Source organism: Solibacillus sp. FSL K6-1523 (genome assembly GCF_038005225.1).
GTDB lineage: Bacteria > Bacillota > Bacilli > Bacillales_A > Planococcaceae > Solibacillus.
Genome location: NZ_JBBOSU010000001.1, coordinates 639,838 through 661,601, shown reverse-complemented (window position 1 = coordinate 661,601; position 21,764 = coordinate 639,838). Strand labels below are relative to the sequence as shown.

General features: G+C 32.7%; 20 protein-coding genes. All 20 read right to left on the bottom strand.

All coding sequences use genetic code 11. The annotated features are described in order from the left end of the window. Window positions 1-9 precede the first annotated feature (9 nt). Window positions 10-813, bottom strand: a complete 804-nt coding sequence (locus MHI10_RS03075) for an ABC transporter permease (protein ID WP_340782823.1) — start codon at window positions 811-813, stop codon at window positions 10-12. A gap of 128 nt (window positions 814-941) precedes the next feature. Beyond that, window positions 942-1,346, bottom strand: coding sequence for a GtrA family protein (locus MHI10_RS21385; RefSeq protein WP_445683173.1), 405 nt, complete (start codon window positions 1,344-1,346; stop codon window positions 942-944). Beyond that, window positions 1,321-2,301 carry a glycosyltransferase family 2 protein gene (locus tag MHI10_RS03070; RefSeq protein WP_340782822.1) on the bottom strand — a complete coding sequence of 327 codons (981 nt, stop codon included), beginning with the start codon at window positions 2,299-2,301 and terminating at the stop codon, window positions 1,321-1,323. Before MHI10_RS03070 ends, MHI10_RS21385 begins: the two co-directional genes overlap by 26 nt. Before the next feature lie 12 nt (window positions 2,302-2,313). After that, complete coding sequence (locus tag MHI10_RS03065) at window positions 2,314-3,834, bottom strand: glucosyltransferase domain-containing protein (RefSeq protein ID WP_340782820.1); 1,521 nt, start codon at window positions 3,832-3,834, stop codon at window positions 2,314-2,316. 158 nt (window positions 3,835-3,992) lie between these two features. Continuing rightward, window positions 3,993-5,168 (bottom strand): CDP-glycerol glycerophosphotransferase family protein, encoded by a 1,176-nt coding sequence (locus MHI10_RS03060; RefSeq protein ID WP_340782819.1) that lies wholly within the window; start codon window positions 5,166-5,168, stop codon window positions 3,993-3,995. Next, window positions 5,165-7,690 carry a glycosyltransferase family 2 protein gene (locus tag MHI10_RS03055; RefSeq protein WP_340782817.1) on the bottom strand — a complete coding sequence of 842 codons (2,526 nt, stop codon included), beginning with the start codon at window positions 7,688-7,690 and terminating at the stop codon, window positions 5,165-5,167. Before MHI10_RS03055 ends, MHI10_RS03060 begins: the two co-directional genes overlap by 4 nt. Before the next feature lies 1 nt (window position 7,691). Then, window positions 7,692-8,717 (bottom strand): ribitol-5-phosphate dehydrogenase, encoded by a 1,026-nt coding sequence (locus MHI10_RS03050; RefSeq protein ID WP_340782815.1) that lies wholly within the window; start codon window positions 8,715-8,717, stop codon window positions 7,692-7,694. After that, a complete protein-coding gene (locus tag MHI10_RS03045; RefSeq protein WP_340782813.1) occupies window positions 8,714-9,427 on the bottom strand; it encodes an IspD/TarI family cytidylyltransferase in 714 nt (237 codons plus the stop codon). The genes MHI10_RS03050 and MHI10_RS03045 overlap by 4 nt, the downstream gene beginning before the upstream one ends. Further along, window positions 9,424-11,244 (bottom strand): polysaccharide biosynthesis protein, encoded by a 1,821-nt coding sequence (locus MHI10_RS03040; protein ID WP_340782812.1) that lies wholly within the window; start codon window positions 11,242-11,244, stop codon window positions 9,424-9,426. The genes MHI10_RS03045 and MHI10_RS03040 overlap by 4 nt, the downstream gene beginning before the upstream one ends. 14 nt (window positions 11,245-11,258) lie before the next feature. Then, window positions 11,259-12,815: an O-antigen ligase family protein gene (locus MHI10_RS03035; protein ID WP_340782810.1), complete on the bottom strand. Its 1,557-nt coding sequence runs from the start codon at window positions 12,813-12,815 to the stop codon at window positions 11,259-11,261. Window positions 12,816-12,835: 20 nt separating this feature from the next. Beyond that, window positions 12,836-13,330 carry a tetratricopeptide repeat protein gene (locus MHI10_RS03030; RefSeq protein ID WP_340782808.1) on the bottom strand — a complete coding sequence of 165 codons (495 nt, stop codon included), beginning with the start codon at window positions 13,328-13,330 and terminating at the stop codon, window positions 12,836-12,838. Between the two features lie 414 nt (window positions 13,331-13,744). After that, window positions 13,745-13,909 (bottom strand): hypothetical protein, encoded by a 165-nt coding sequence (locus tag MHI10_RS03025; protein ID WP_340782805.1) that lies wholly within the window; start codon window positions 13,907-13,909, stop codon window positions 13,745-13,747. Window positions 13,910-14,352: 443 nt separating this feature from the next. Then, window positions 14,353-14,898, bottom strand: a complete 546-nt coding sequence (locus MHI10_RS03020) for a competence protein ComK (RefSeq protein ID WP_340782804.1) — start codon at window positions 14,896-14,898, stop codon at window positions 14,353-14,355. 144 nt (window positions 14,899-15,042) lie between these two features. Further along, the gene (locus MHI10_RS03015) at window positions 15,043-16,053 is read right to left on the bottom strand and encodes a DNA sulfur modification protein DndB (RefSeq protein ID WP_340782803.1); all 1,011 of its coding nucleotides are present in this window, start codon (window positions 16,051-16,053) and stop codon (window positions 15,043-15,045) included. Continuing rightward, on the bottom strand, window positions 16,050-17,135 hold the full coding sequence (locus MHI10_RS03010; RefSeq protein WP_340782802.1) for a DNA sulfur modification protein DndB: 1,086 nt from the start codon (window positions 17,133-17,135) through the stop codon (window positions 16,050-16,052). Before MHI10_RS03010 ends, MHI10_RS03015 begins: the two co-directional genes overlap by 4 nt. Before the next feature lie 415 nt (window positions 17,136-17,550). Then, window positions 17,551-18,060: a QueT transporter family protein gene (locus MHI10_RS03005; protein WP_340782801.1), complete on the bottom strand. Its 510-nt coding sequence runs from the start codon at window positions 18,058-18,060 to the stop codon at window positions 17,551-17,553. A 157-nt stretch (window positions 18,061-18,217) separates the two neighbouring features. After that, window positions 18,218-18,973, bottom strand: a complete 756-nt coding sequence (locus tag MHI10_RS03000) for a 3-oxoacyl-ACP reductase (protein WP_340782800.1) — start codon at window positions 18,971-18,973, stop codon at window positions 18,218-18,220. A gap of 54 nt (window positions 18,974-19,027) precedes the next feature. After that, a complete protein-coding gene (locus MHI10_RS02995) occupies window positions 19,028-19,249 on the bottom strand; it encodes a DUF2829 domain-containing protein (RefSeq protein WP_340782799.1) in 222 nt (73 codons plus the stop codon). A gap of 225 nt (window positions 19,250-19,474) precedes the next feature. Then, window positions 19,475-19,615 (bottom strand): hypothetical protein, encoded by a 141-nt coding sequence (locus tag MHI10_RS02990; RefSeq protein WP_340782798.1) that lies wholly within the window; start codon window positions 19,613-19,615, stop codon window positions 19,475-19,477. Window positions 19,616-20,409: 794 nt separating this feature from the next. Continuing rightward, the gene (locus MHI10_RS02985) at window positions 20,410-21,759 is read right to left on the bottom strand and encodes an MATE family efflux transporter (protein ID WP_340782795.1); all 1,350 of its coding nucleotides are present in this window, start codon (window positions 21,757-21,759) and stop codon (window positions 20,410-20,412) included. Window positions 21,760-21,764: the final 5 nt, after the last annotated feature.

Here is a 21,764-nt window from a genome sequence, read left to right as displayed (position 1 = left end):
TCATACCCCTTATACATAATCCGCGAAACGATCACGCATTTTAAAGTGAATTGACGAACCGATTATTAATAAAATCAGTACGAAAGCAACATTATATAACGTCAATTGCCAATGCGATATAATATACCAGTCATCGTATAGAAGCGATGCACGATAGCCATTTGCTAAATAGTAAAACGGATTTAGTTGAATAAGCTTTTGTACAAACTCTGGTAATCGATCCGGCAACCATAAAATTGGCGATACGAAAAATAGTACACGTAAACCAGCTTGTACTAATAAATGCACATCTCGAACAATTACCGCTAAAGTTGAAGCAAGTAATGCAACCGCATATGAAAAGACATACGTAAATACAATAAAATAAATAAGCTGTAAATAATAAATAGATGGTAAATAACCACTAATCCAAAAAATAATCAATATCATACTGAGCATAATCAAATGAATATACAATTTACTCATCACGACATATCCTGGAATTACCGTAAGTGGAAAGTTCATTTTTGATACTAAGCTATATTTTTGATACATAGAGCGTGTTCCTTCTAAAATAGCAGCATTTACAAAGAACCACATAACAATTCCGGCAAGCATCCAGTAAACAAATGATACGCCGTCTATCTCTGCATTCCCTCTAATCCCTAATCCAAATACAAACCAATACATAAATATTTGGATAAGCGGGTTTAAAAATTCCCAAAGAACACCTAACATATTGTTTTTATTATCACTTTTCAATTGGAAAATAGCCAACTTATTTAATAAATAAAAATTTGCTATTTGTTCTTTTAACAACATATATAAACTCATAGTATTCCTTCCTACTTTTAAGAGATATTTAAAGACCCTAACTTATCATAAACTAATATATTTGGATGTTCAAATAAGAGAATTAATAATCGAAATAAAGTTATTGTTAATACTGTGATTAAATAACTCTATTTAAACACAATGAACTTTTGTCCTAAAAAATTTATAAGAGTAAATAGAATCATTCCAATAATCATCGCTACATTATCGATTGTATTAATAGAATAACCAGTAAGTAAGTAACTAACAACGAACTTCGTGGGAACATATGCAATTAAATAGCAGATAATAATATTTACTGAAAATATCACTATAGATTTAACTGAGCCCTTCTTTTTAAATGTAAAGTATTTATTTAAAAAATAACTTAATATACTTGCCAGCGTATAATTGAGAATAGTAGATACCCAATATGATAGAGAAAATAAGTTATAGGCTATAAACATAATTGAGGTTCCTACAATAGTATTAATCACACCTACAATCAAAAATCTTAGAAATTCCTTATCAAATATTTGAAAAATATTCTTCATTTTCTTTTGAAACCTTATCCTTTTCGTGAGGCTTAGTATATGCTGCAACATTTGAAACTATATATGAGGGTCTCCCTTTTACTTCTTCATATATTTTTGATAAATAAAATCCAATTATCCCCAAGCTTATCATTAATGAACTACCTATCAATAACAATAATAGAATCACCGTAGTAAACCCTTCTAATGAATACCCTTTTATATAATTTATTAAAGATTGTATACCTAATACTAAAGATAAAATCAAATTTACTACACCAATAATAGTAATGATTTGCATTGGTGCTGTAGAAAAAGAAGTAATGTTATTAAAGGCATATTTTATTAATGACATCATTGACCATTTTGAGGTTCCAATCTCTCTTTCGCGAACTTCGTACTCAATCTCGATACTATTAAACCCCATCCAAAATGTAATTGCTCTAAAAAACATCTTTTTTTCAGGTAAATGTAAATATTCCTCTATTACTTGTCGATCCAATAATTTAAAATCTGAGGATCTATCAATTTTAAATCCCGTAATTTTTTTAAGTACTTGGTAAAATAATTTAGAGGATATTTTGTTAATAATATTCTCTTTTCCTCTAGAGATCTTTACCCCCTCAACAATTTGATATCCCTGTACCCATAGGTCATACATTTCCAATATTGTTTCAGGTGGATGTTGCATATCACAATCCATTACAACAGCGCAATCTCCCGAAGCATAATATAGGCCTGCTCTAATTGCGGCTTCTTTTCCAAAGTTTCTTGAGAAATTGACACCTTTCACATTTCTATGTTCTTTAGAAACTTCTAATATTTCTAACCAGGTATCATCTGTTGATCCATCATTAACAAAAATAATTTCAAAAGATATACTGTTGTTACTTAAAATATTATTTACTTGCTCGAAAGCTCTATTAACCATTCCTTCTTCATTATAAGCAGGCAATATTATTGATAGTTTTTTCATCTTTACGCCTCTTTAATTAAATTTTATTACTAAAACATCATCTATTACTTTCACTGATTCATTTGCTGGCCATGTTTCCATTTGCTTATATTCATTGCTCTCTCTTATTTGTACCGCCTGTTCTTTACTAACCTCATGTAAATAAACTCCTAAATAATATTCAAACATATTTCTAATTCTTGATTGAGAAGTTAGAATATGTTCTCCCATCGCTCCAGTCATCCATGGAATACTATTTGCTACTGTATCACTAGAAATTTTAGTCCACATTTTCAAGCCACCAACAACCATGATTTTTTTAGCATCCTTATAATTTTCTAAACCTTCAGACTTTACTGCTATTCTATTTAACATAGATTGAGATCGTTCATATTTTATTTCTGCATTTAAATAAGCAATATTATTAATAATCGCATTATTACCTATAGTAACTATTAAAATAATTATTGTAATCCAAGATAAACTTATTTTTTTTGTTCTCTCAAAATACTCACTATAAATAATTACTAGCGAAATATATACTGCTACTAAACTAAACTTCATTAAAGTATGATACTCAACAGAGGGTGAAATAAAGTACATAATAAAACTTGAAAACGGTATTAATAATATTAAGATAAATATCACTATCTTATTAATTAATTTTATTTTTGATGTAACCATTACTTTTATAAACATTATTGTACATAGTAAAAATATAATTACATTAAGGATTTCAAATAACTTAATATCATAATTAGTGATAAACCCTCTGAAATAAAATGTTCCATATTGGTATAAAGAATTATATAGGGCATTCTTTATAGTAGTTAAGCCGATATTTCCTGCCTCATCTAACCCCTGATAACTCACTATATTATTATATTTTTGATAAATTTTAAAAATCAATGCATAAATACCCAATGAAATAACAAACGTGAAAATTAACTTAGATAATGAGTTAGCAATTATCCTAATATCAGCGGTAGTTTCAGTTAATCTTTTTATAATGTATAAGATACTGAAAACTAAAAATACGGATAATGTTGCCTGATAAATGCCTATTGCAAATAGCATTAACATCCATGAATAAAGAAACCCTCTCTTGTATTTTATTGTTATATATATAGCCAATAAAGCTAATGCATAACCTAGCATATAAGCATCTGCTGTATATAAATAAGTAAATGTAGCTCCGATTGTTGGAAATGTTACAATTAATCCACTTATTAAAATAATAGATAACTTACTTTTAATATCAAATAAGGCTACTATTAAAGTTACTAATATTGAAAGATAAACCACTGATAAAATTCCAATAATCCATGGTAAATCAAAATATGAACTTAAACTTGCTGCTGGTCCTAAAGTGAACCTCCCTGAATATAAAATTGATTGGTTATGATAAAAGCTATGTAAGCTATCGTGATTAGGTATCCTATTTGTAAATATAAACAAATGCGTTAAAGTTCCAAATATTACTGTAATAATGAAAGCTAATTTGTATTCCCTACTTATCTTTAAATAAAGCTTTCGAAATATTTCATTAGGCATCTTGTATCCCCTTAATTTAACTATAATTATTGTTTTTTTAAAAAAATTTGCTTCTAATAAAGGTCATGTTCTTCTTTTTTAGTATAGTGTTTTTATTTTGGAATTTTACCAACGTAAAATATGATTAAGATGGTTAATATCTAATTAAAAGGTAAATTTCACTTCAAAATTGTTTCAACTTTTTTATAAAGTTCATTTGAGTAGCTTTCGGCTGTCTTGATATTTACCCTAGTATTTACTTGTTCCCTTAAATTTTTATTTACATCAATACCATCAACACAATTTTGAATAAACGATTTCATATCTCTAAGTTCATTTATCTTATCCCCTACTAAATACTCATCCACATTTGGATAAACAAACCCTAAAGAATAATCATCGATATCATCGATAGTTAATCCAATTGGTTTCCCCAATAATAAGTAATCAAAATAGATTGATGAATAATCTGTAATTAATGCATCTGTTTGACCAACAAAATCATATAACTTAACATCTTTTTCTTGCAGTTGATAGTCCTCTAGAATAATTATATTTGATGTTGCATCTATATTAATATATGACTTGTCCTGGGATGGATGTAACTTTAATACTAACAAAATATTTAACTGGATTAAGTATTCATTTAAACGAATTAACTCCTTTTCATTTCTCAATACAGGTATTCCCAAAGGCAATGTCTTTGCTGTATCAGTTCTTTCTTTATTTTTATGTTGCCTAAAAGTAGGCATCCATAAAATAACTTTCTTGTAATTTATGAACCCTAACCTATCCAAAGCATTATTTGGCTTCGTTAATAAATCATTTCTAGGGTATCCACAAATATAAATCTGTTCTTTATTTACCTTAAATAAACGTTTATATAATTCAACCAACTCCTTTGATGGACATAATATATAATTGTAACTCTTACCAAAATTATAAATACCACTTACATCTTTTAAAACAGTACCATGATGCAAGTGGATTGATTGAGTATTAGGATTTGTTTTATGAATCATTCGATTTTCACTGATAATTAACTTAGCCGAATGAATAATAATTTTTTTTCTCAATTCTTTTATTATATTTGAAGGTTTTAACGCAAGAAATTTAATATTTTTAATCGCGTATTTTTTATAATTCTCTGGATTTTCTACTAACCAATATATTTTATAATTTAAATTGACTTTATTCTTTAACAAAAATTCATAAAATTCAAATGTATTTCCTGATAAATCTGGATGACTCTCTAATACTATTCTTCTCTTCAAACGCATAAATTTTAATAGTTTTTTTGTTATATAATGCTGTATCTTTTTTAATAATGGAACTATTCTTTTTACCATTGTCATTTTATAACTCCATTCGTTTGATATACATTATTCTCGATTTCTATTAATAATCTTTCTAATTCAAAGAAATAATTCTCATCCCCATCGATAAGAGTATTAAATACATGGTTCCCCGTTTTAAAATCTGCAAAATCCAGATGGTATTTTAGAACACTCTTCTCCCTTTCCTCAAAAGTATCAGTTAACTGGGAGTAATCTGTAACTAACAAACTATATTCATTTATATTTTTAATTTCTTTAATAAACGAAATGGAGTAGTTAACTTTGTTAAATAAATCCTGGTATTTTTGGAATTTAGGATGAATATAAAAATCAATTTCGTAATCCCTGGCTATTTTATTTAGTATATCCGAGTTCAATAATGCGGACAGATTTTTAAAATACTGTGAAGTTGCAAACCTTTCTAAGCGCATTTCTTGTAAACTTTTTGCAGTTGATACCGCCAAATAACTTCTCCAAGTAAATGCAATTAAGATTTTTTCACTACCTTTTGAGGGCTCTACTTTAGTATTAGTTTCTACTATTATTTGATCCGGTAAGTAATTATACATAGATATTAGTATATTTTTATCTTTATTAGATTTCACTATTATTTGATTAACATTTGTTATTTCTTTAGAGTAAATATTAGGTAAGTAACCATTATGAGCCGCTAATTTTAGCCATATCAGATCGTATTTAAAATATTCCGCAAGGAGGTTATATGCTTTCATACTAAATGGTGAATAATTAAACATTTTCGTAGAAGTAGAGTAAATATTATTTGCTTTAATAAATAACATTTTATGTTGTAAAGATCCTCTCAAAACTAAGTTTTTCTGCTCTTTTTCAGTAAATTTTTCATAGATATTTACCCCGTCTGATTCACTGTATATATAATAGTGAAATCCTTTAGCTTCCTTTACACCTTCTTTAAACTTTATATAAGCCTCACTATATACAGATGGGCTATCTGAATATAAATTAATTTCTTTTTGGAAAATATTCCTTATTATCAATTTAAATAGAACTAAAGGTAAATACCCAACTTTTATAATACTTTTATTTAATTTAACTCTACTAATAAATTTTTTAATAAAACCTTTTATTCCTTTTAGCATATTAATGTTAATATTATTTTCAGATACCTCAATCAAGTAATTCTTATTCACAAGCTCATATCTTTTTAAAATTGCTGTTTTAATAATTGTATTTTCTTTAAAATAAAAAGTTGTCGGATATATATTTCCCCCATAATGAACATCAAAATAAATATCAACTTCTGTATCTCTAAGTGGGATTTTTGTATCAAATTGTAAAAATAAATTTGTAAACTCTGCTGATTTGTAATAGCTATAATTTGATTTATATAGTAACAACTCTTCTGAAATACCATTAATATTTATAATTAGTTTTAAATTCAATTGTAACTCTTTTAAAAATGGATTTTTAATAAAACCACTTATATGTAAACAACCATCTTTGATTAAAAACAATGAAAATACAAGTTGGAAATTTTTGATTTCACTTATTTTATATCCATCCATAATAATTGGAATATGCCCATCATTTACGTAATGTTTGATTTCTTGATCTTTTAAATTCAAAAAGTAAATTTTATGGTAATAATCAATATGGGGGTGCGACATAATTGTGTCAATTTCAATATAACTCAATATGTAATAAAATCTTTTATTCCATTCATTATACTCTTCTTGGGATAAATGCTTTGGAAATAGACCATTAGATTTAATTCTCCAATTTATTTCATACATTATTATACTCTGTGCATATTTTAAAGTTTTATTTGTGTTTTGGTCGTTAATTTTTATTAAACTTTCAAAGAAATTAATTATAGGCATAGCTGCGTTTGCAGGACTCCTAAATCGTTGGGCTGCCGAATAAGTATTGATTCTATAATAGTAAGCGCCTCTAGAACTTAGTATTACTTTCCTTTTAGGCGTAATCATTTTAGTGTTAAAGAAGCTATCTTCTGCAAAACTCATATTTTCATCAAAATAATTCTTAGTTTTTAAATTTTTAATTATTACATTCATTGTCGTTTGATTAATATGTGGATATGCATCAATATCATAAACACCAGTAAATTTATATGTGGACGTCCTTGGATGATTTACTATTTTTCCGTCTATTAATCGATAAAGAGGGTATGCCAAAAGGTCTGCTTCATCAAAATACTTTTCAAATGTTTCATAAACACTACTCAATGTATCATTCGCAATCAAATCATCAGCATCTAAAAATAATATATATTTTCCTTTAGCTAAATCTAATCCTCTATTTCTCGTATAAGATACGCCCCTGTTTTCATGTGAAAGATATTTTATAAAGGGGTACTGATTAGAAAAGTTTAAACAAATTTCTTCACTTTCATCTGAAGATCCATCATTTATTAACAAAATTTCATACTTAAACCCTTCAACTATTTCTTGATTGAGCACGGAATCGATTGTTTCTACCAATGTGTCCTGTGCATTATACACGGGCACTAAGACTGAAATATTGTATTCAAAATCCTGCATGCTAAATTTCCCACTCCATTACAGTTTTACCCCATGAACTAGACAAATCTTGTTCAAAGGTTTTAATCACGTCGTTTATTGTATTAACATTTAATATTTCTCCTACTAGAATACTTAAATAATCCACGATTTCTGGATGTTCTCTGTAGATTTCAACAGTTCTCTGGAAATCTACTACACCACTTCTACTGCTTCCTATCATTACTAATCCCTTTTCCAGTATCATACGTGTATTAATTTCAACGGGGTATTCACTAACACCTAAAATACTCATCGTTCCTTCTGGCTTAATATGATCAATCATTTGATCAATTGCCATACCACTACCACGACCTCCTACACATTCAAAGCCGTGGTCAATCTGCAAGTTCGCTGGAATCGAACGTATATTATACGTTTCATCTACAAATGAAAAGTGAGATATTTTATACTCTGTTTTTCCAAACAAAATAACTATACATTCTGGATAAAGTTTTTTCAGTAAGAGCGCTGTAATAAAGCCTAAATTTCCATCCCCCCACACGCCAAAGCTTTCACGACGTTTAATTGATTTTTGTTCAAACCTAGTAATCGCATGAGTAGCGATTGTTACAAGTTCAGTAAATGCAGCAACATGCATATTTATATCGTCTGGTAATACGACAATACGGCTTCGTTCTAGAAATATATAGTCTTGCATAAAGCCATCATATCCACTTGATGCAAACTGACTTGTTGTTAAATAGTTCTCTGCAATAAACTCATCTTGTTCTGTTGGATTATTTGGTACCATTACGACCTTAGTGCCTGGTTGAAGTATCCCTTTTGGATCATATGCAACCTCACCAACACCCTCATGAATTAGTGCCATTGGGAGCTTTTTCTTCATTGCTTCCTCACCACGTGTACCCGTATAGTAACGTTGGTCTGCCGCACATATTGATAAATGCGTTGGTCGGATAACAAGTTTTTCTGCATCAATTGACTCATCAATATAAGTTACTTCAAATTGTCTCGGTGAAACTAAGCGATAAATTTGATTAATCATTTATCTAAACTTCCTTTTATAATTGCATTTGCTACATTTAAATCAAAAGGTGTTGTTACTTTAATATTAAAGTTTTCTCCTAAAATATTTCTCACTTTACTTCCTTTTAAAATAAATATTTTACATGCATCAGTCAAAATATTTTTTTCTTCATTCGTTAATGATTCATAGTAACCCTTTAATTGAACCATATTAAATGTTTGAGGTGTTTGTCCTTGATACATGACATTTCGAACAGGGATATCACTTAAATACTCGCCATCATTCGAAACAACAATTGTATCAATCGCCGGAATTACAGTATCAACTGCTCCATCACTCAAGCCATATTGTATATTTTCTGCAATAATTCTGTGTGTTAAAAATGGTCGAACGGCATCATGCGTTACAAGTATATCTTCATCTGTTAAACCATTATTTTCTTCAATAAAATGAATAATATTCATAATTGATTCGTTTCGATCTTTACCACCTTCAGTGACTTTAATCCGTGGATCTTGTAAATGATACTTTTTTAACAAATCCTTCGTATGCTGAATCCATTCTTTCGGACTTGCAATGATAATAGCGTCAAAATCGCTATTTAATATAAACTTTTCAATCGTATGAATAATGATTGGTTTTTCATTTAACAATAAAAACTGCTTCGGCATCGGTACATTCCCCATTCTTGTCCCCTTACCGCCAGCTAAAATTCCTGCATAAATCATTCCCCATTAACTCCTTTAACGACAATTTTATTATTCGCCAACCCTATTAACTTTTCTTTAAATTGCTCATCATCTTGAATAGTAATAAGTTGTTCTATATATTGTTCAAAACCTTCAATCATAAAGCTATTCTTTACTAAGGTTATTTTCTCGTATACTTTTTCACCTGTTTCTGCTGCACCGTATATTTCCTCATGCATTTTTTCACCTGGTCGCAAACCTATAAATTCAATAGCAATTTCATTTTCTCGATAACCTGAAAGTTCGATTAAGTTTTTGGCTAAATCAACTATTTTAACGGGTTGTCCCATATCTAATGCAAAAATATCACCAGAATGACCGAGAGCACCTGCTTGAATGACTAATCGTGAAGCTTCAGGAATTGTCATAAAGTAACGTGTCACCTCTGGATGCGTTACTTTTATAGGGCCTCCATCTTCAATTTGCTTTTTAAATAATGGCACAACAGAACCTCGTGAACCAAGCACGTTTCCAAAACGTACCGCAACAAATTTTGTATTACTTATTTTTGCCAAGTTTTGAATACAAATTTCTGCTAATCTTTTTGTAGATCCCATAACATTCGGTGGATTTACAGCCTTATCAGTAGATACAAGAACAAAATGCTTTACGCCATATTTATGCGCTTGCTCTGCTACATTTTTTGTACCAAAAATATTATTATCAACCGCTTCTCTAAAATTCGATTCCATTAGCGGTACATGTTTATGCGCTGCCGCATGGTAAACAACATTCGGTTGGTACATGTCCATCACTTTGGCTATTTTTTGTTTATCCTTCACATCTGCAATAATTGGGATTAACTCAACTCGCAAATTTCCAATTGCTTGAAGTTCCATTAAAATATTATAAATAGAATTTTCACCATGACCGAGTAACAGGAGCTTTTCTGGTTGAAATCGGCAAATTTGTCGGCAAATTTCTGAACCAATTGAACCACCAGCGCCTGTAACTAAAATAACTTTCCCTGTAATTTTGCTAGATAATGATTTCATATCAAGGGATACCTCATCGCGACCTAACAAATCCTCGAAGCTTATTTCTTTCATATCATTTACAGAAATTCTCCCTGACATTACATCTTCAATTCTCGGCATCATGCGTACTTTTAATTTTGTTTTTAAACATAAATGATGTATTCCTTTTAACTCCATTTTGGAAAGGGATGGCAGTGCAATGATAATTTCTTCAATCCCATAATTTACAACAATTTTTGGGATATCCTTAATTTTACCTGCTACAAGTACATTCATTATCGTTAGATTTTGCATGTTTGGATCATCATCTACAAAAACAACGGGGTGTAGTGTTTGACGCTCGTTTTGTTGTATGTTCTTTGCTAGCATTGTACCTGCTTTTCCAGCTCCTACAATTAGTACACGCGTTAAATTATCTGTATTTTTAAATGATTCATCGTCTTTGATCAGTCGGATAATAAATCTAGATCCACCTATTAATATAATGTGCAACATCCAAGTGACAGTCATGATTCTTTCATATACATCATGTTTTAAAATATATTGGAGTAAGCACGCTACTAACACAGAAATTGTCACAGAATAAAAGATAATCAATAGCTCACGTACAGATGCTACACTCCACATCCGACTATATAATTTAAAAAAATAAGCAACAACGTGATGACTTATCAACAACGTTATTGCACTGATATATATTGTCGATTCTAATTTTAATACTAGAGAAGTTTGAAATAACCAAAAACTAAAGAAAATAGCGGAAATTACAATCATTGAATCTAATATAAAAAATGCAATATATCTCATTCTATAATTCATTCCGCTACCTTCTTTCAATCATTTGCTTGAGTTTTTCCTTCTTCTTTTTGTATACCAAATAATATACCGATTAATACAAAGATTACCGCAGTTATCCCTGGTAAAGAGTCATTAAAGAGTGCTTGCGTACTATAAGCTACAATGACCGCAACTAATGGACCTAAAATAAGGTTATTTTTTAAAACAATTTGCTTTAGTCCAACAAGAACTGAACCTACCAAAATAATTAAAAATGCTAGCGCTCCAAAAATCCCTGTTCCATAAAGAATCGTAACATAAACGTTATGGGCTTTATCGACAATTGTACTTTCTGAATTGTTGCCACCTCGTGCATCAATGTTAAAATGCGGGAAGTTATATATTAATGTATCTAAACCATAGCCTACAATTGGTCGTTCTTTAACTAAATCAGCTGATTTCTCCCAAATATAGAAACGTCCCGAACCAGGTGACCAACCTTGTTCTGGTAATATAGGGAGTTCAAGTATTTGATCTGAGGCGTATGCCTTTGATCCGAGTAAGTCATCGAAGCTTACGTTTGTCTTTTCTACTTTTTTATAAGGATTACCACCCAATATAAAACCAAATGATTCGTCCCATACTTGTTCGTTTTCAGTTGCAAGTATATGGAATACTGGCATCGTAATCACAACAAATAGTAATAATCCGACCGCCATATTTTTCTTAACTGGTGATTTAATTGCAATAACGATTAACACAATAAGTGAAACAGTAACCGTTAAGAAACCATTTGTTGAAATAGACATAAACATAACCGAGATTGACACTGCTGCTGTGATTGCAGAGACGACTGTATTTATCATTGATTTTTCAATGAATGCCCATGCTAAATACATAACTGTCATAATCGCAAACATCCCACTCATATAGTTCCACTGGTTTAACGTACCTACTAAAGTCGAACCTTCCGATATGCTAGCGCCTTCAGGTAATGCCATGGATACTAAACTTTGCATCCATTCATATTGAAGTAAATCCTTACCATAAAAGTTCATCGTAATAATGAATAAGTTAATAAATACAAATGGCATCAATGCATACATGATATATTTAACAACATTTTTCGGATATTCAATATTCATCGCAATAAACATAAGTGCTAAATAACATAGCCAGCTAATTGCACCGTCTGAACGGTTATATTGACCATTTAAAGCGACTGTAATATTTGGTGAAAATACTGTCGATATAATAATCGCAAATGCAAATAAACCAATTGCATAGTTCATCGGTGTTTTTCGAATTTTGCCATCCATGAAAAACACTTTTGCTAGTAACATCACACCTGTAATAACTGTAATAACAATTACAAATAATGCTTTATAATGTGTAAATAAATCACCTTTCGCTCCAGAAGAAAGTACATCTATATTAGAGATAAGTGGACTTACAACTTGCTCTATATTCGCAAGCACGATTAAAGGCATAACACCTATTAATAATAGCAATAGACGGAAAATCCATTTATCTATACCTGCACGGGATTGCGCGTTTTCCTTTTCATCGCTCATCTTCCCGGATTGATTCAGTTCTTGGTAAAATGAAGTCATTATTGTATATACCTTCCTTATTATATAGTTTCAATTTGTGCTAATAAATCAGCTACACTATTTTGATATTCCGGAAATGACTCTGGAGCCCATGCTGATTCTTGGCAATGTACTAATACGATCCTTGCATCCTCATTTCGCTCAGCTAATACTAATACTTCTCCAAACTGTAACATGAACATCGCATCTTCTACTTTATATGGGTTTATATCCAATGTTTTTTGAAATAAAATAGCAGCTTGCTCATATTCCTCTGTATTTGCAGCAATTAAACCACCTAAATAGTTCACAGCCTCTGATTTTGGTTGTGCTAATAAAAGTTCGTTCATAAACAGAGAAGCTTCTGTGTAATTACCTTCATTGTAAAGCTGCGCAACTTGCTGATAAAGGATATCTTCCGTAGTAAATTGCGTATCTTGCCCTTTCGCAAGTACTTTTGCCGATACAAGCCCAACGATTATAAACAATAAGGCTCCAAGCAATATGTATTTTCTAGTGGATTCTTTTAAATTCATGTAATATTCATCCCTTTAATATGACGTTAATAAATGACGTTTTCTATTATACACTATTTTGAGAGATTTTCGTCATGATTTGTCGAACGAATGTGAGGTTCGTATTATTTGAATATTGATAAACATAATCCATTAATGCTAGATTAATTATTTGTAACCTTTAGAAACGTTGATCTAATAACATTCCTGCCTCGCGTTATTTCTCAGGTAATCTTTTAGCAGACAATTACTACTAAGCGAGGTTTACTTTTTTATGGGTGGGTATAATTAATTTCGTGGAAGTGTTTTGTGGCGGGTTCGCATTATGAACCAAATGTGCAGTATTTTTTTGTAAATCAAAAAAAGCACCCTTGTTAAAGAGTGCCCAATATGAGATCAAACCTATTTAATTGAACACTCTTTAAGTATCAATTATCAGATCCCCTCCGTAGTCTTCAAAATATAATTCTCGATCGCCAAACGGTATTCTCCATTATCTATATCTTCAATAACATACACTTGTCCGGTCTTTGGGTTAATGCCTTCTACCATAATTCGCTCTGCGGCAATGCGCACGACTACTGGATTTACTTTTGTCATTATTAAATTCCTCCAATTTCGCTTTCTGCTTTTAATCGTTCAACATTATGTTCTGAAACTCTAATCTATTTTCGGTCATATGGATATTTCAAAATACGTGAAACTGTTTCAGTATGCTTATCCAATAATGGTGTATGTATCCTAATTTACTTCACCTTTTCAACTAATTTAGCAAGGAGCAGAAACTCTGCTTATCGCCTAACTCCCTTCTCATTCATTAACCTTCACTTAAAGTATAATATAATTGCAGCCATGTTGATTGACCAAAATCATCCACATTTTACTCACTGGTTAGATATTCAATTTCTTCTCTCACCCTAAAAATCGCCACAACAAAACGCACTCACTGAAGTAAGTGCGTTTCGACTATCCTTATCAAATCCACAAAGTTTTTTTATTTTAGCTCTACTTCTATTCTTTCAGCTTTTCGAGCGCCTGCCTTTTTACTTCTTCCGTTTCCGCGTAAAGTAAACATTGCCCTCTTCCTTCACAATTTCACACGGTGGATCTTGTGAGGTATTTGGATTGGATTTTAGATTTTTGCGAAAATCCATTAAAATTTTTAGGATGCTTGCTGCACCGAAACGCAAAATGACAGAGGCTCTCGTCATTTTCAGTCGAATGCGTATGCCGCCAGTAAGCACAATCACGATTTGCTTGTGTTCATCCTTCTCAATCCCTTTCAAATGGTGTAATGCGACAAATATTGTATCTGCCCGATTTTGAGTGGCAAGTGGTACCCAAATCATATCGCCAAAAATATAAGGTGCAGCATGAGAAGTTCCAATAATATCTTTCATAAGCCGCTTCGATATATTTAAATTTGTTCCATAGTAATGTTCATTGCATGCAATGCATTGCTTTAATGTCATATCCATATATAGGCTATTCCCATTTCCGATTACTTCTAGTACTTGCTTGCCATCAACTACCGTTTCAAAAATTGCAGCTGCTTGGTACGGTAAAATATACTTAGGTTTTCTCATCATACTCTTGCCTCCTTTTTGAATTTAAAACATACACAAATTTCAAAAATGGAGTATACTAATTTTAGTAAGGATACTCCTTAACTAGAAGCCTTTGTATACGAAACGTCTTCCCGGACTGTATACAGAGGTTTTTCTTTTGCCTTCTTATTTTTTCACATCCTTCTCACCTCCCTCACTGCATAGCCACCTAATTATAGCTATCAATGTTTTTTTGTTGTTATTTATAAAATAGAGCTGATTCGTTCCGCGATAATTCCCTTCAAATCGTTCCCACAATGGCTGACATGTTTCCCAGCTTATATGTTTAAGCGCTTTTATTCGCTCGCGGATATACATTTCTTTTTTCGCGCTTGGCACCTTGTCCTCCCCTTGCAACGCATAATACCCGAGTGCTCGTACAAATAAGAAGCTCGCTAAAATTGAAATATTGTAGTCCCCAATTTTTTCTGGTCCCTCCAATTTAAATAATTCATCTAGCCAAGCATTAAGTAATGGTAAACGTTTTTCAATTAGCACTTGATCTACATTCTGCGTGTGAATGCCCGATGCCGTTTCTTTTCCTACTAGAAAGAGTGACACAAGCGCACGTAGCTGACTGAGTGATAAGAAATTTTTATTTGCCGGTCGGTTAATGCTCACCTTTTCCTGTTCAATTCCCGCTAACCTTAGTGCCTCATGTTGCTGTAGTAGCTCGTTTGTTACGATGTTAATTGTATTGCGTGAATCATAGGCAATGCGTTTTGAAAGTGCCACTCTTTTACCTTTCGTATTGAGATCGAGATAGAGCTGTTCTTGCTCCTGTACGGTAAATTCTTTGAAAATTTGAAAAGCTAGCTGAACTTCTTGAATACAAATCATTAATTGAGCCGCCTTTTTTTGATCTTCAGCATTATCACTTAAGAACATCCGATCGACATTGGAAATTAATTCGACCAGTGCACGTAACCGACTGCTACCATCAATAATATGAAGAATATCATCATTTTCTGAGGCAACAATCGGTGGAATAAATACATCACCCGTCATAAATTGTTCCATAACATATTGACGGAATTTACGTGTATGGCGTGCTTCTGTCGAACGTAATACAAGCTTGTCCTGCTCCATTTTTTCGACAACTTCCTGCACACTTAACACCGCTAATCGTTGTGTCATTTTTTCACCGCCATTTCTTGATGGATTAATTCTACAAATTCATTCTTCAATCTTCTAACTGCATAGCTGCTTGAATGACCAGCTATACATTTTTTCTCTTGTGAATATAAGAATGCAAAAATAGGATGGGTATGCAACCAGCTAAACTTTTTTAGGTGAGATAGCAATTCAATTGCTTCAAGATGTGAAATACGATGTTCTTTCATGAGGTAGTTAACTGTGAGTGCTAGTGCAATTTGAATGCCCGTAAGACCTGCCACATATTTAAAACGATTATGCGCATGTTTCGGGAAAATCTCTAGCCATTTTAAAAAGAAAGTTTCTGCAATATGCTCAACTTCATACTGTGGGTATTGAAAATTTATTTCTCCTGATTTTAGCGTAAACGTACCGTTAAATAAAGCAACTAGGCAACGTTTCATCATAACAAGTGTTGTAATCGATGAAGAGCTTTTCAGCGCTCGTGCCGATTTTACTTCGATGTCCATTTTATCTTTTAAATTTTGTGCAACTTTTCGCGTTAAAATACTGTATGTATCGCGGTGATCATACTGCAAAAGCTGACCTGGATGCGCTTCTCTACGCTCTGTATTAAGATCAACAAACATTTGACGTTCCTGCTGCACATTTAGTTGTAAGTATATTTGCATCGCAATCGGGAAATTTTCAAGAAATTCAATTTGCCTCTTTAGTTCGATAACTTTTTCTTCATTACGAATGTATTCGGCAGCACTTAAAGAGCTTTTTAACATTATCAATGCCGATTCTAGTGCATACAAGCGATGTTGGCCATCACTAATGAATAGTTTACTCCCCGGCGTGAGGGAATAGCCCTGTCCATCTTGCTCAATTTCTCCGCGAGCACTAAATACAAACGGGCTAAAATAAAAGTCATGTCCCTGTTCCAAATTATTTAAAATAAATGCTCTTATTTCATGTCTTCTTTGAATATCTAACTCTCGCTGTACATTGGCATCGACATCAACTACAGCTAATAGGGTTTTAAGACTCATTTGTGTGAAAAATAGCTCATGTCCAAATTGTTTATATGGAATACCAGCAAAATAAAACTTATTATTCATAGGCTATATATCCCTTTCTTCTTCCAGTTATTTAGTATTAATTACTAATATAGAGTTTCTTGTCGTAAAACGCAATATTATTTTGGAAGATTCAGAGAATTGTTTTCTTAGCCGTTTTCATCTGTCACAATTTTCATCGTGTTTTGCTATTTTTTTTGAGATTATAGTAAATCATCAAGACATTGACAAAATAACTTTTTCATGATAAAAGCCGTCTATCAAATTTTGATAGACGGCTTGGAACTTGATGCAATAGATGCGCATATAATTTAATTCACTACAATTTATGAAAATATATTTTATGAGATTACACGGTATGTCCTATCCGTTGAGACTTTTATCTTCATCTAAAGAATAATTTAAATTAATTTTCCAAAACAAAACGCACTCATCTAAGTAAGTGCGTTCTCCTAATCTATTTCGAAAAATCTATTTTCTTATTTAATAAATAAATTGTCACACCACCAACAGTCATTGACAATAACTCTCCAACGCCAACTGTAAACCAAGTTGCCCAGAACGGGAAGCCGTAAAGAATTGTTAATTGTCCTGCGACTGTGAACATTGAAAACGTGAAGATCAATGCAGTCACAACCATTTTTAATTTAATATTTTCCATTCTTTTCGTTACTATACGACACAAAATTAATACAAGAAATGTTGCAATCCCGCCAACAGGCACATCAACTATCCACATAGGTGACATAAAGTTTGCGAGCACGACACCTAGTGTTACGGCTACGATATAGCGCTTGTTGTACAGCATTAAATAGTTGAACATTTCCGACAAACGTAGTTGTACCGCACCAAAGCTAATGACGGACAAGACAACAGTCACTGCGACATACAACGCGGCAACAAGCGAGATTTTTGTGAGCTCCCTTGTAGAAGTGCGTGATGAGTCTTTTAAAACAGATGTATTCAATTTTCATTCTCCTTTGTAAAATAGCAGATTCGCTATTTTAGTAATAACTACGACCAAAGGAAGAGAGCCGAACGCCCTATCTGAAGTGTCGTAGTGCAAGCGTGATTGATTTTGCTTACTTGCGTATTATAACAAATGAATCTATTCGAGAACAGGTCTATTTCGCAATCCAACCGCCATCTAGTGGTATAACCGCTCCGTGCATATAATCAGCGGCTTGACTCGCTAAGAATAGTGTTAAATTCGCTACCTCACTTGGCTGTGCCCAGCGTCCTGCAGGTGTTTCATTTGCCACCCATTTTGCCATTTCACCGTCTCCTTCAAAATCCGCTTGATTCATCGGTGTTTGAATCGCCCCCGGTGCAATTGCATTGACACGAATGCCTTCACGACAATAATCTGCATGTAATTGCTTCGTATAGCCAACAATCGCATGTTTGGACGCTGTATATGCCGCGCCCCCACCACCGGCAACAAGCCCTGCAATGGATGCCATATTAATGATGATGCCTGATTTTCTCTCCAATAGATGCGGTAAAATCGTGTTCGTCACAAAATACGTACCTTTTACATTCGTATCCATAATTTTATTCCATAGCTCTTCATCCGTATCGAGCGTTTTCGCAAAGCCGTCTAACACACCAGCCGTATTTAGCAAAATATCTACTCGTTTAAATGTGGTTAATGCTTTTTGAAACGCTTGCTCGACATCCTCTTTTTTACGCACGCTGCCAACATAATACGCAAAGTTTTTGGGATATTGTTGCTGTAGATGTAACAATCCTGCCTCTTCCACATCAAACGCAAATACATTCGCCCCATTTTCTAAAAATGCAATTGCCTGTGCTTGTCCAATACCCGAAGCTGCACCTGTTATAAAAACTGTTTTTCCTATGTATTCTTCAAATTTCATTGTTTATTTCCTCCATATGAAAAAGCCCACGATCTCATCGATGGGCTTTAGCTGTTATTCTACAATAATCCAATCTTCCGCCAACAAATCGCACACAGTTGGTGAAAACATTGTATATCCCTCACCGCGCACGTTAATTAAGAAATACGGGTTCAAATTTTCGCCGTCATGTTCACTTTGGCCAACAAGTTTCACATACAATTCAGCACCGCCCCAACCAGCGCGGATTACTTTCTCTCCCGCTTTTAAACGCGGTAACACTTCTTCAAATACCATCTAAATTCATCCTCGATTCTCAGTCTCTCTATACCGAGAAAGTATACTGGAGTTTTGATTGGTTTACAACAGTCGTATTGAATGTGCACCTGTTCAAAACCTATGAATTCATTAACTAAGTAGCCCTATTTTAACGTCATTTCTCTTCGAATTGCTTGTACTTGCTCCATTGTTTGATTCGTAACACGCGCAATCATCTCATCTGAAAATCCATTTTCGATTAAACTAACAACCATTTGTCTTATTACTTGTTCTCTTCCTTCTTTCCTTCCCTCTTTCTTTCCTTCCTTGTTCAATTCCTTCTTGCCGCTCTAGGTCTAAAATTCCCGCTAGTGTTGGTGGTAAATCTTCTTTGTATAATTCCAACTTACTTCCATCCTCCTTTCGAAATTCCATAAATATTTCTTGTTTTAGCTGCTCCGACATTTCTTTGGGTAGTTTCAATAAATAATCAACGAAATATAATAGCGCACTCATTTCTTGACGTTTGATATTTTTTAATGACCAAACCTCCCGCAACAAGGCCCGCTTGTAATCACTCCACATACTCATTTCCTTATTTGAACGATTCATATAAATAGAAGCTAGTAGCGCCTTACTAAACAATTTAGGCGATGATTTTAAATCTTCTTCATCAAAATCTGTGATAACGTATTTATTATTGGTTCAATAAAAAAAGACCCGAAAAGTTTCATTTGGGTCATTCACAAAGAGTACATTAGCATTTTGTTCTATCGTATATTTATTTAATAAACTGAATCGTATTTTAAAAAAAAGTCATCATTTTCCTTCTCATTATATTTTCCCATGTCGAAGTATGTCCTTTATAAGAGTAGGTGTAATAGAAACTTTGGAATTTATGAGATCAAGCACTCTTTTTTGCATATCAAGTGAAAGACTCAAGTTTTCCAAGTGCAAATTGTGTAAAACTCTTTTAAATTCCTTCGACTCCAGTTTTAATTCCTCCATAGCATTTCCAACCCCTTTCATTAATACATCTTACCTTTAATTATATAATTTTTATCCCATGTTCGCCACTTAGTATCTAGTTTACATGCATAAGAATCACTTTTGTGTATTTTTTATAGGTATATAAATTCCCAGGATTTTATGTTATCCGTCTTCCCTATATTTCAGAAACTTTTCCATCAAAACTTCATTCACGCACTCAACACTGGTTCAGCCGTTTCATTTTTTAAAACTTGCAACCTCTTTCTCGCAATGATTAACCCAATGGCAGTAATTCCTTCTGCGATTGGGAAAGCAAGCCAAATCGCATCACCACCGAAGTATGTTGGTAACAACCATAACAAAGGTAAAAATAATACGATACTTCTCGTTACTATTATAATGGAAGAAAGTTTAATCTTTTTAATCGCTTGATAGTATTCTGCGTAAACTAAATTAAAGCCTAAAAATAAATAACCGATGAAGAAGAGCATAATTCCTTTCGTCGTATATGCTAAAACGTCTGCTGGCATTTCACCGAATAGAGCCACGATATTTTCACTAAATTGCCATCCGATGAACCAAATGCCAATACCAAACACAATGCCCGTTATGACGCCGAGCTTTAAAAACTGCTGTAATCGTTTGTATAATTTCGCACCATAGTGGTAACTGACAATCGGTTGAAGTGCCGCGCCAATTCCTATAAATAACATAAGGAAAACCGCATGCATATAGTTAACGACTGCATATGCTGTCACCCCTACCGCTCCTACGAAATGCATAAACGTAATATTATATGCAATAATTGTCACCGCTGCTGATGCCTCTACAATGAAACTTGGTAAACCGATTTTCAATATTTCACTCACTGTTTTCATTTCAAGTTTTAGTGTCGTAAATTTCAAAATGCTTGATTTACGGAAGAAATGGGTTAATAACACGAGCACACCAATAACAGTCGCAAGCCCTGTACCATATGCCGCGCCTTTTACGCCCATATCCATCATGAAAATAAATACATAGTTAAAAACGATATTTAATACAGAAGTAACGCCGAGCCCGATCATTGCTAGCTTCGGATTGCCGTCATTTCGTATAAAGATACTTAAAATATTTTCGATTACGTAAATCACACCGAATAATAGGATAATTTGAAGATAATCCTTCGCGTATGGGAATATTTCGTCACTTGCACCGAATAGATAGGCAAGTTCTTTTTGCTTCCATAAGCAAAGTACAACTAAAATTCCTACAATAAAAGTCGCGAGGAAAAAAGATTGCGTGAAAATCGACTGTGCTTTTTTTTCATTATTTTGCCCGAGTGCAATGGAATACAAAGTAGCTCCACCCATGCCGATCCATAGAGAAATCGATAGTAAAATAGAGAAGATTGGGACGGCAATATTGACGCCTGCTAATGCTTCAGGACCTACGCCATTACTTACGAAGATTCCATCAACTAATATGTTAATTGCCATGAGAAGCATACCGATTATCGAAGGGATTAAATACGATATAAATAGTTTTTTCGTGGGGGTATTTCTTAATGTTTCATTCATTTTTT

What these genes read in the sequence shown, in the direction of transcription:
- MHI10_RS03075 (WP_340782823.1), bottom strand. Translation starts at nt 813, where the DNA reads ATGAGTTTATATATGTTGTTAAAAGAACAAATAGCAAATTTTTATTTA.
- MHI10_RS21385 (WP_445683173.1), bottom strand. Translation starts at nt 1,346, where the DNA reads ATGAAGAATATTTTTCAAATATTTGATAAGGAATTTCTAAGATTTTTG.
- MHI10_RS03070 (WP_340782822.1), bottom strand. Translation starts at nt 2,301, where the DNA reads ATGAAAAAACTATCAATAATATTGCCTGCTTATAATGAAGAAGGAATG.
- MHI10_RS03065 (WP_340782820.1), bottom strand. Translation starts at nt 3,834, where the DNA reads ATGCCTAATGAAATATTTCGAAAGCTTTATTTAAAGATAAGTAGGGAA.
- MHI10_RS03060 (WP_340782819.1), bottom strand. Translation starts at nt 5,168, where the DNA reads ATGACAATGGTAAAAAGAATAGTTCCATTATTAAAAAAGATACAGCAT.
- MHI10_RS03055 (WP_340782817.1), bottom strand. Translation starts at nt 7,690, where the DNA reads ATGCAGGATTTTGAATACAATATTTCAGTCTTAGTGCCCGTGTATAAT.
- MHI10_RS03050 (WP_340782815.1), bottom strand. Translation starts at nt 8,717, where the DNA reads ATGATTAATCAAATTTATCGCTTAGTTTCACCGAGACAATTTGAAGTA.
- MHI10_RS03045 (WP_340782813.1), bottom strand. Translation starts at nt 9,427, where the DNA reads ATGATTTATGCAGGAATTTTAGCTGGCGGTAAGGGGACAAGAATGGGG.
- MHI10_RS03040 (WP_340782812.1), bottom strand. Translation starts at nt 11,244, where the DNA reads ATGAATTATAGAATGAGATATATTGCATTTTTTATATTAGATTCAATG.
- MHI10_RS03035 (WP_340782810.1), bottom strand. Translation starts at nt 12,815, where the DNA reads ATGACTTCATTTTACCAAGAACTGAATCAATCCGGGAAGATGAGCGAT.
- MHI10_RS03030 (WP_340782808.1), bottom strand. Translation starts at nt 13,330, where the DNA reads ATGAATTTAAAAGAATCCACTAGAAAATACATATTGCTTGGAGCCTTA.
- MHI10_RS03025 (WP_340782805.1), bottom strand. Translation starts at nt 13,909, where the DNA reads ATGACAAAAGTAAATCCAGTAGTCGTGCGCATTGCCGCAGAGCGAATT.
- MHI10_RS03020 (WP_340782804.1), bottom strand. Translation starts at nt 14,898, where the DNA reads ATGATGAGAAAACCTAAGTATATTTTACCGTACCAAGCAGCTGCAATT.
- MHI10_RS03015 (WP_340782803.1), bottom strand. Translation starts at nt 16,053, where the DNA reads ATGACACAACGATTAGCGGTGTTAAGTGTGCAGGAAGTTGTCGAAAAA.
- MHI10_RS03010 (WP_340782802.1), bottom strand. Translation starts at nt 17,135, where the DNA reads ATGAATAATAAGTTTTATTTTGCTGGTATTCCATATAAACAATTTGGA.
- MHI10_RS03000 (WP_340782800.1), bottom strand. Translation starts at nt 18,973, where the DNA reads ATGAAATTTGAAGAATACATAGGAAAAACAGTTTTTATAACAGGTGCA.
- MHI10_RS02995 (WP_340782799.1), bottom strand. Translation starts at nt 19,249, where the DNA reads ATGGTATTTGAAGAAGTGTTACCGCGTTTAAAAGCGGGAGAGAAAGTA.
- MHI10_RS02985 (WP_340782795.1), bottom strand. Translation starts at nt 21,759, where the DNA reads ATGAATGAAACATTAAGAAATACCCCCACGAAAAAACTATTTATATCG.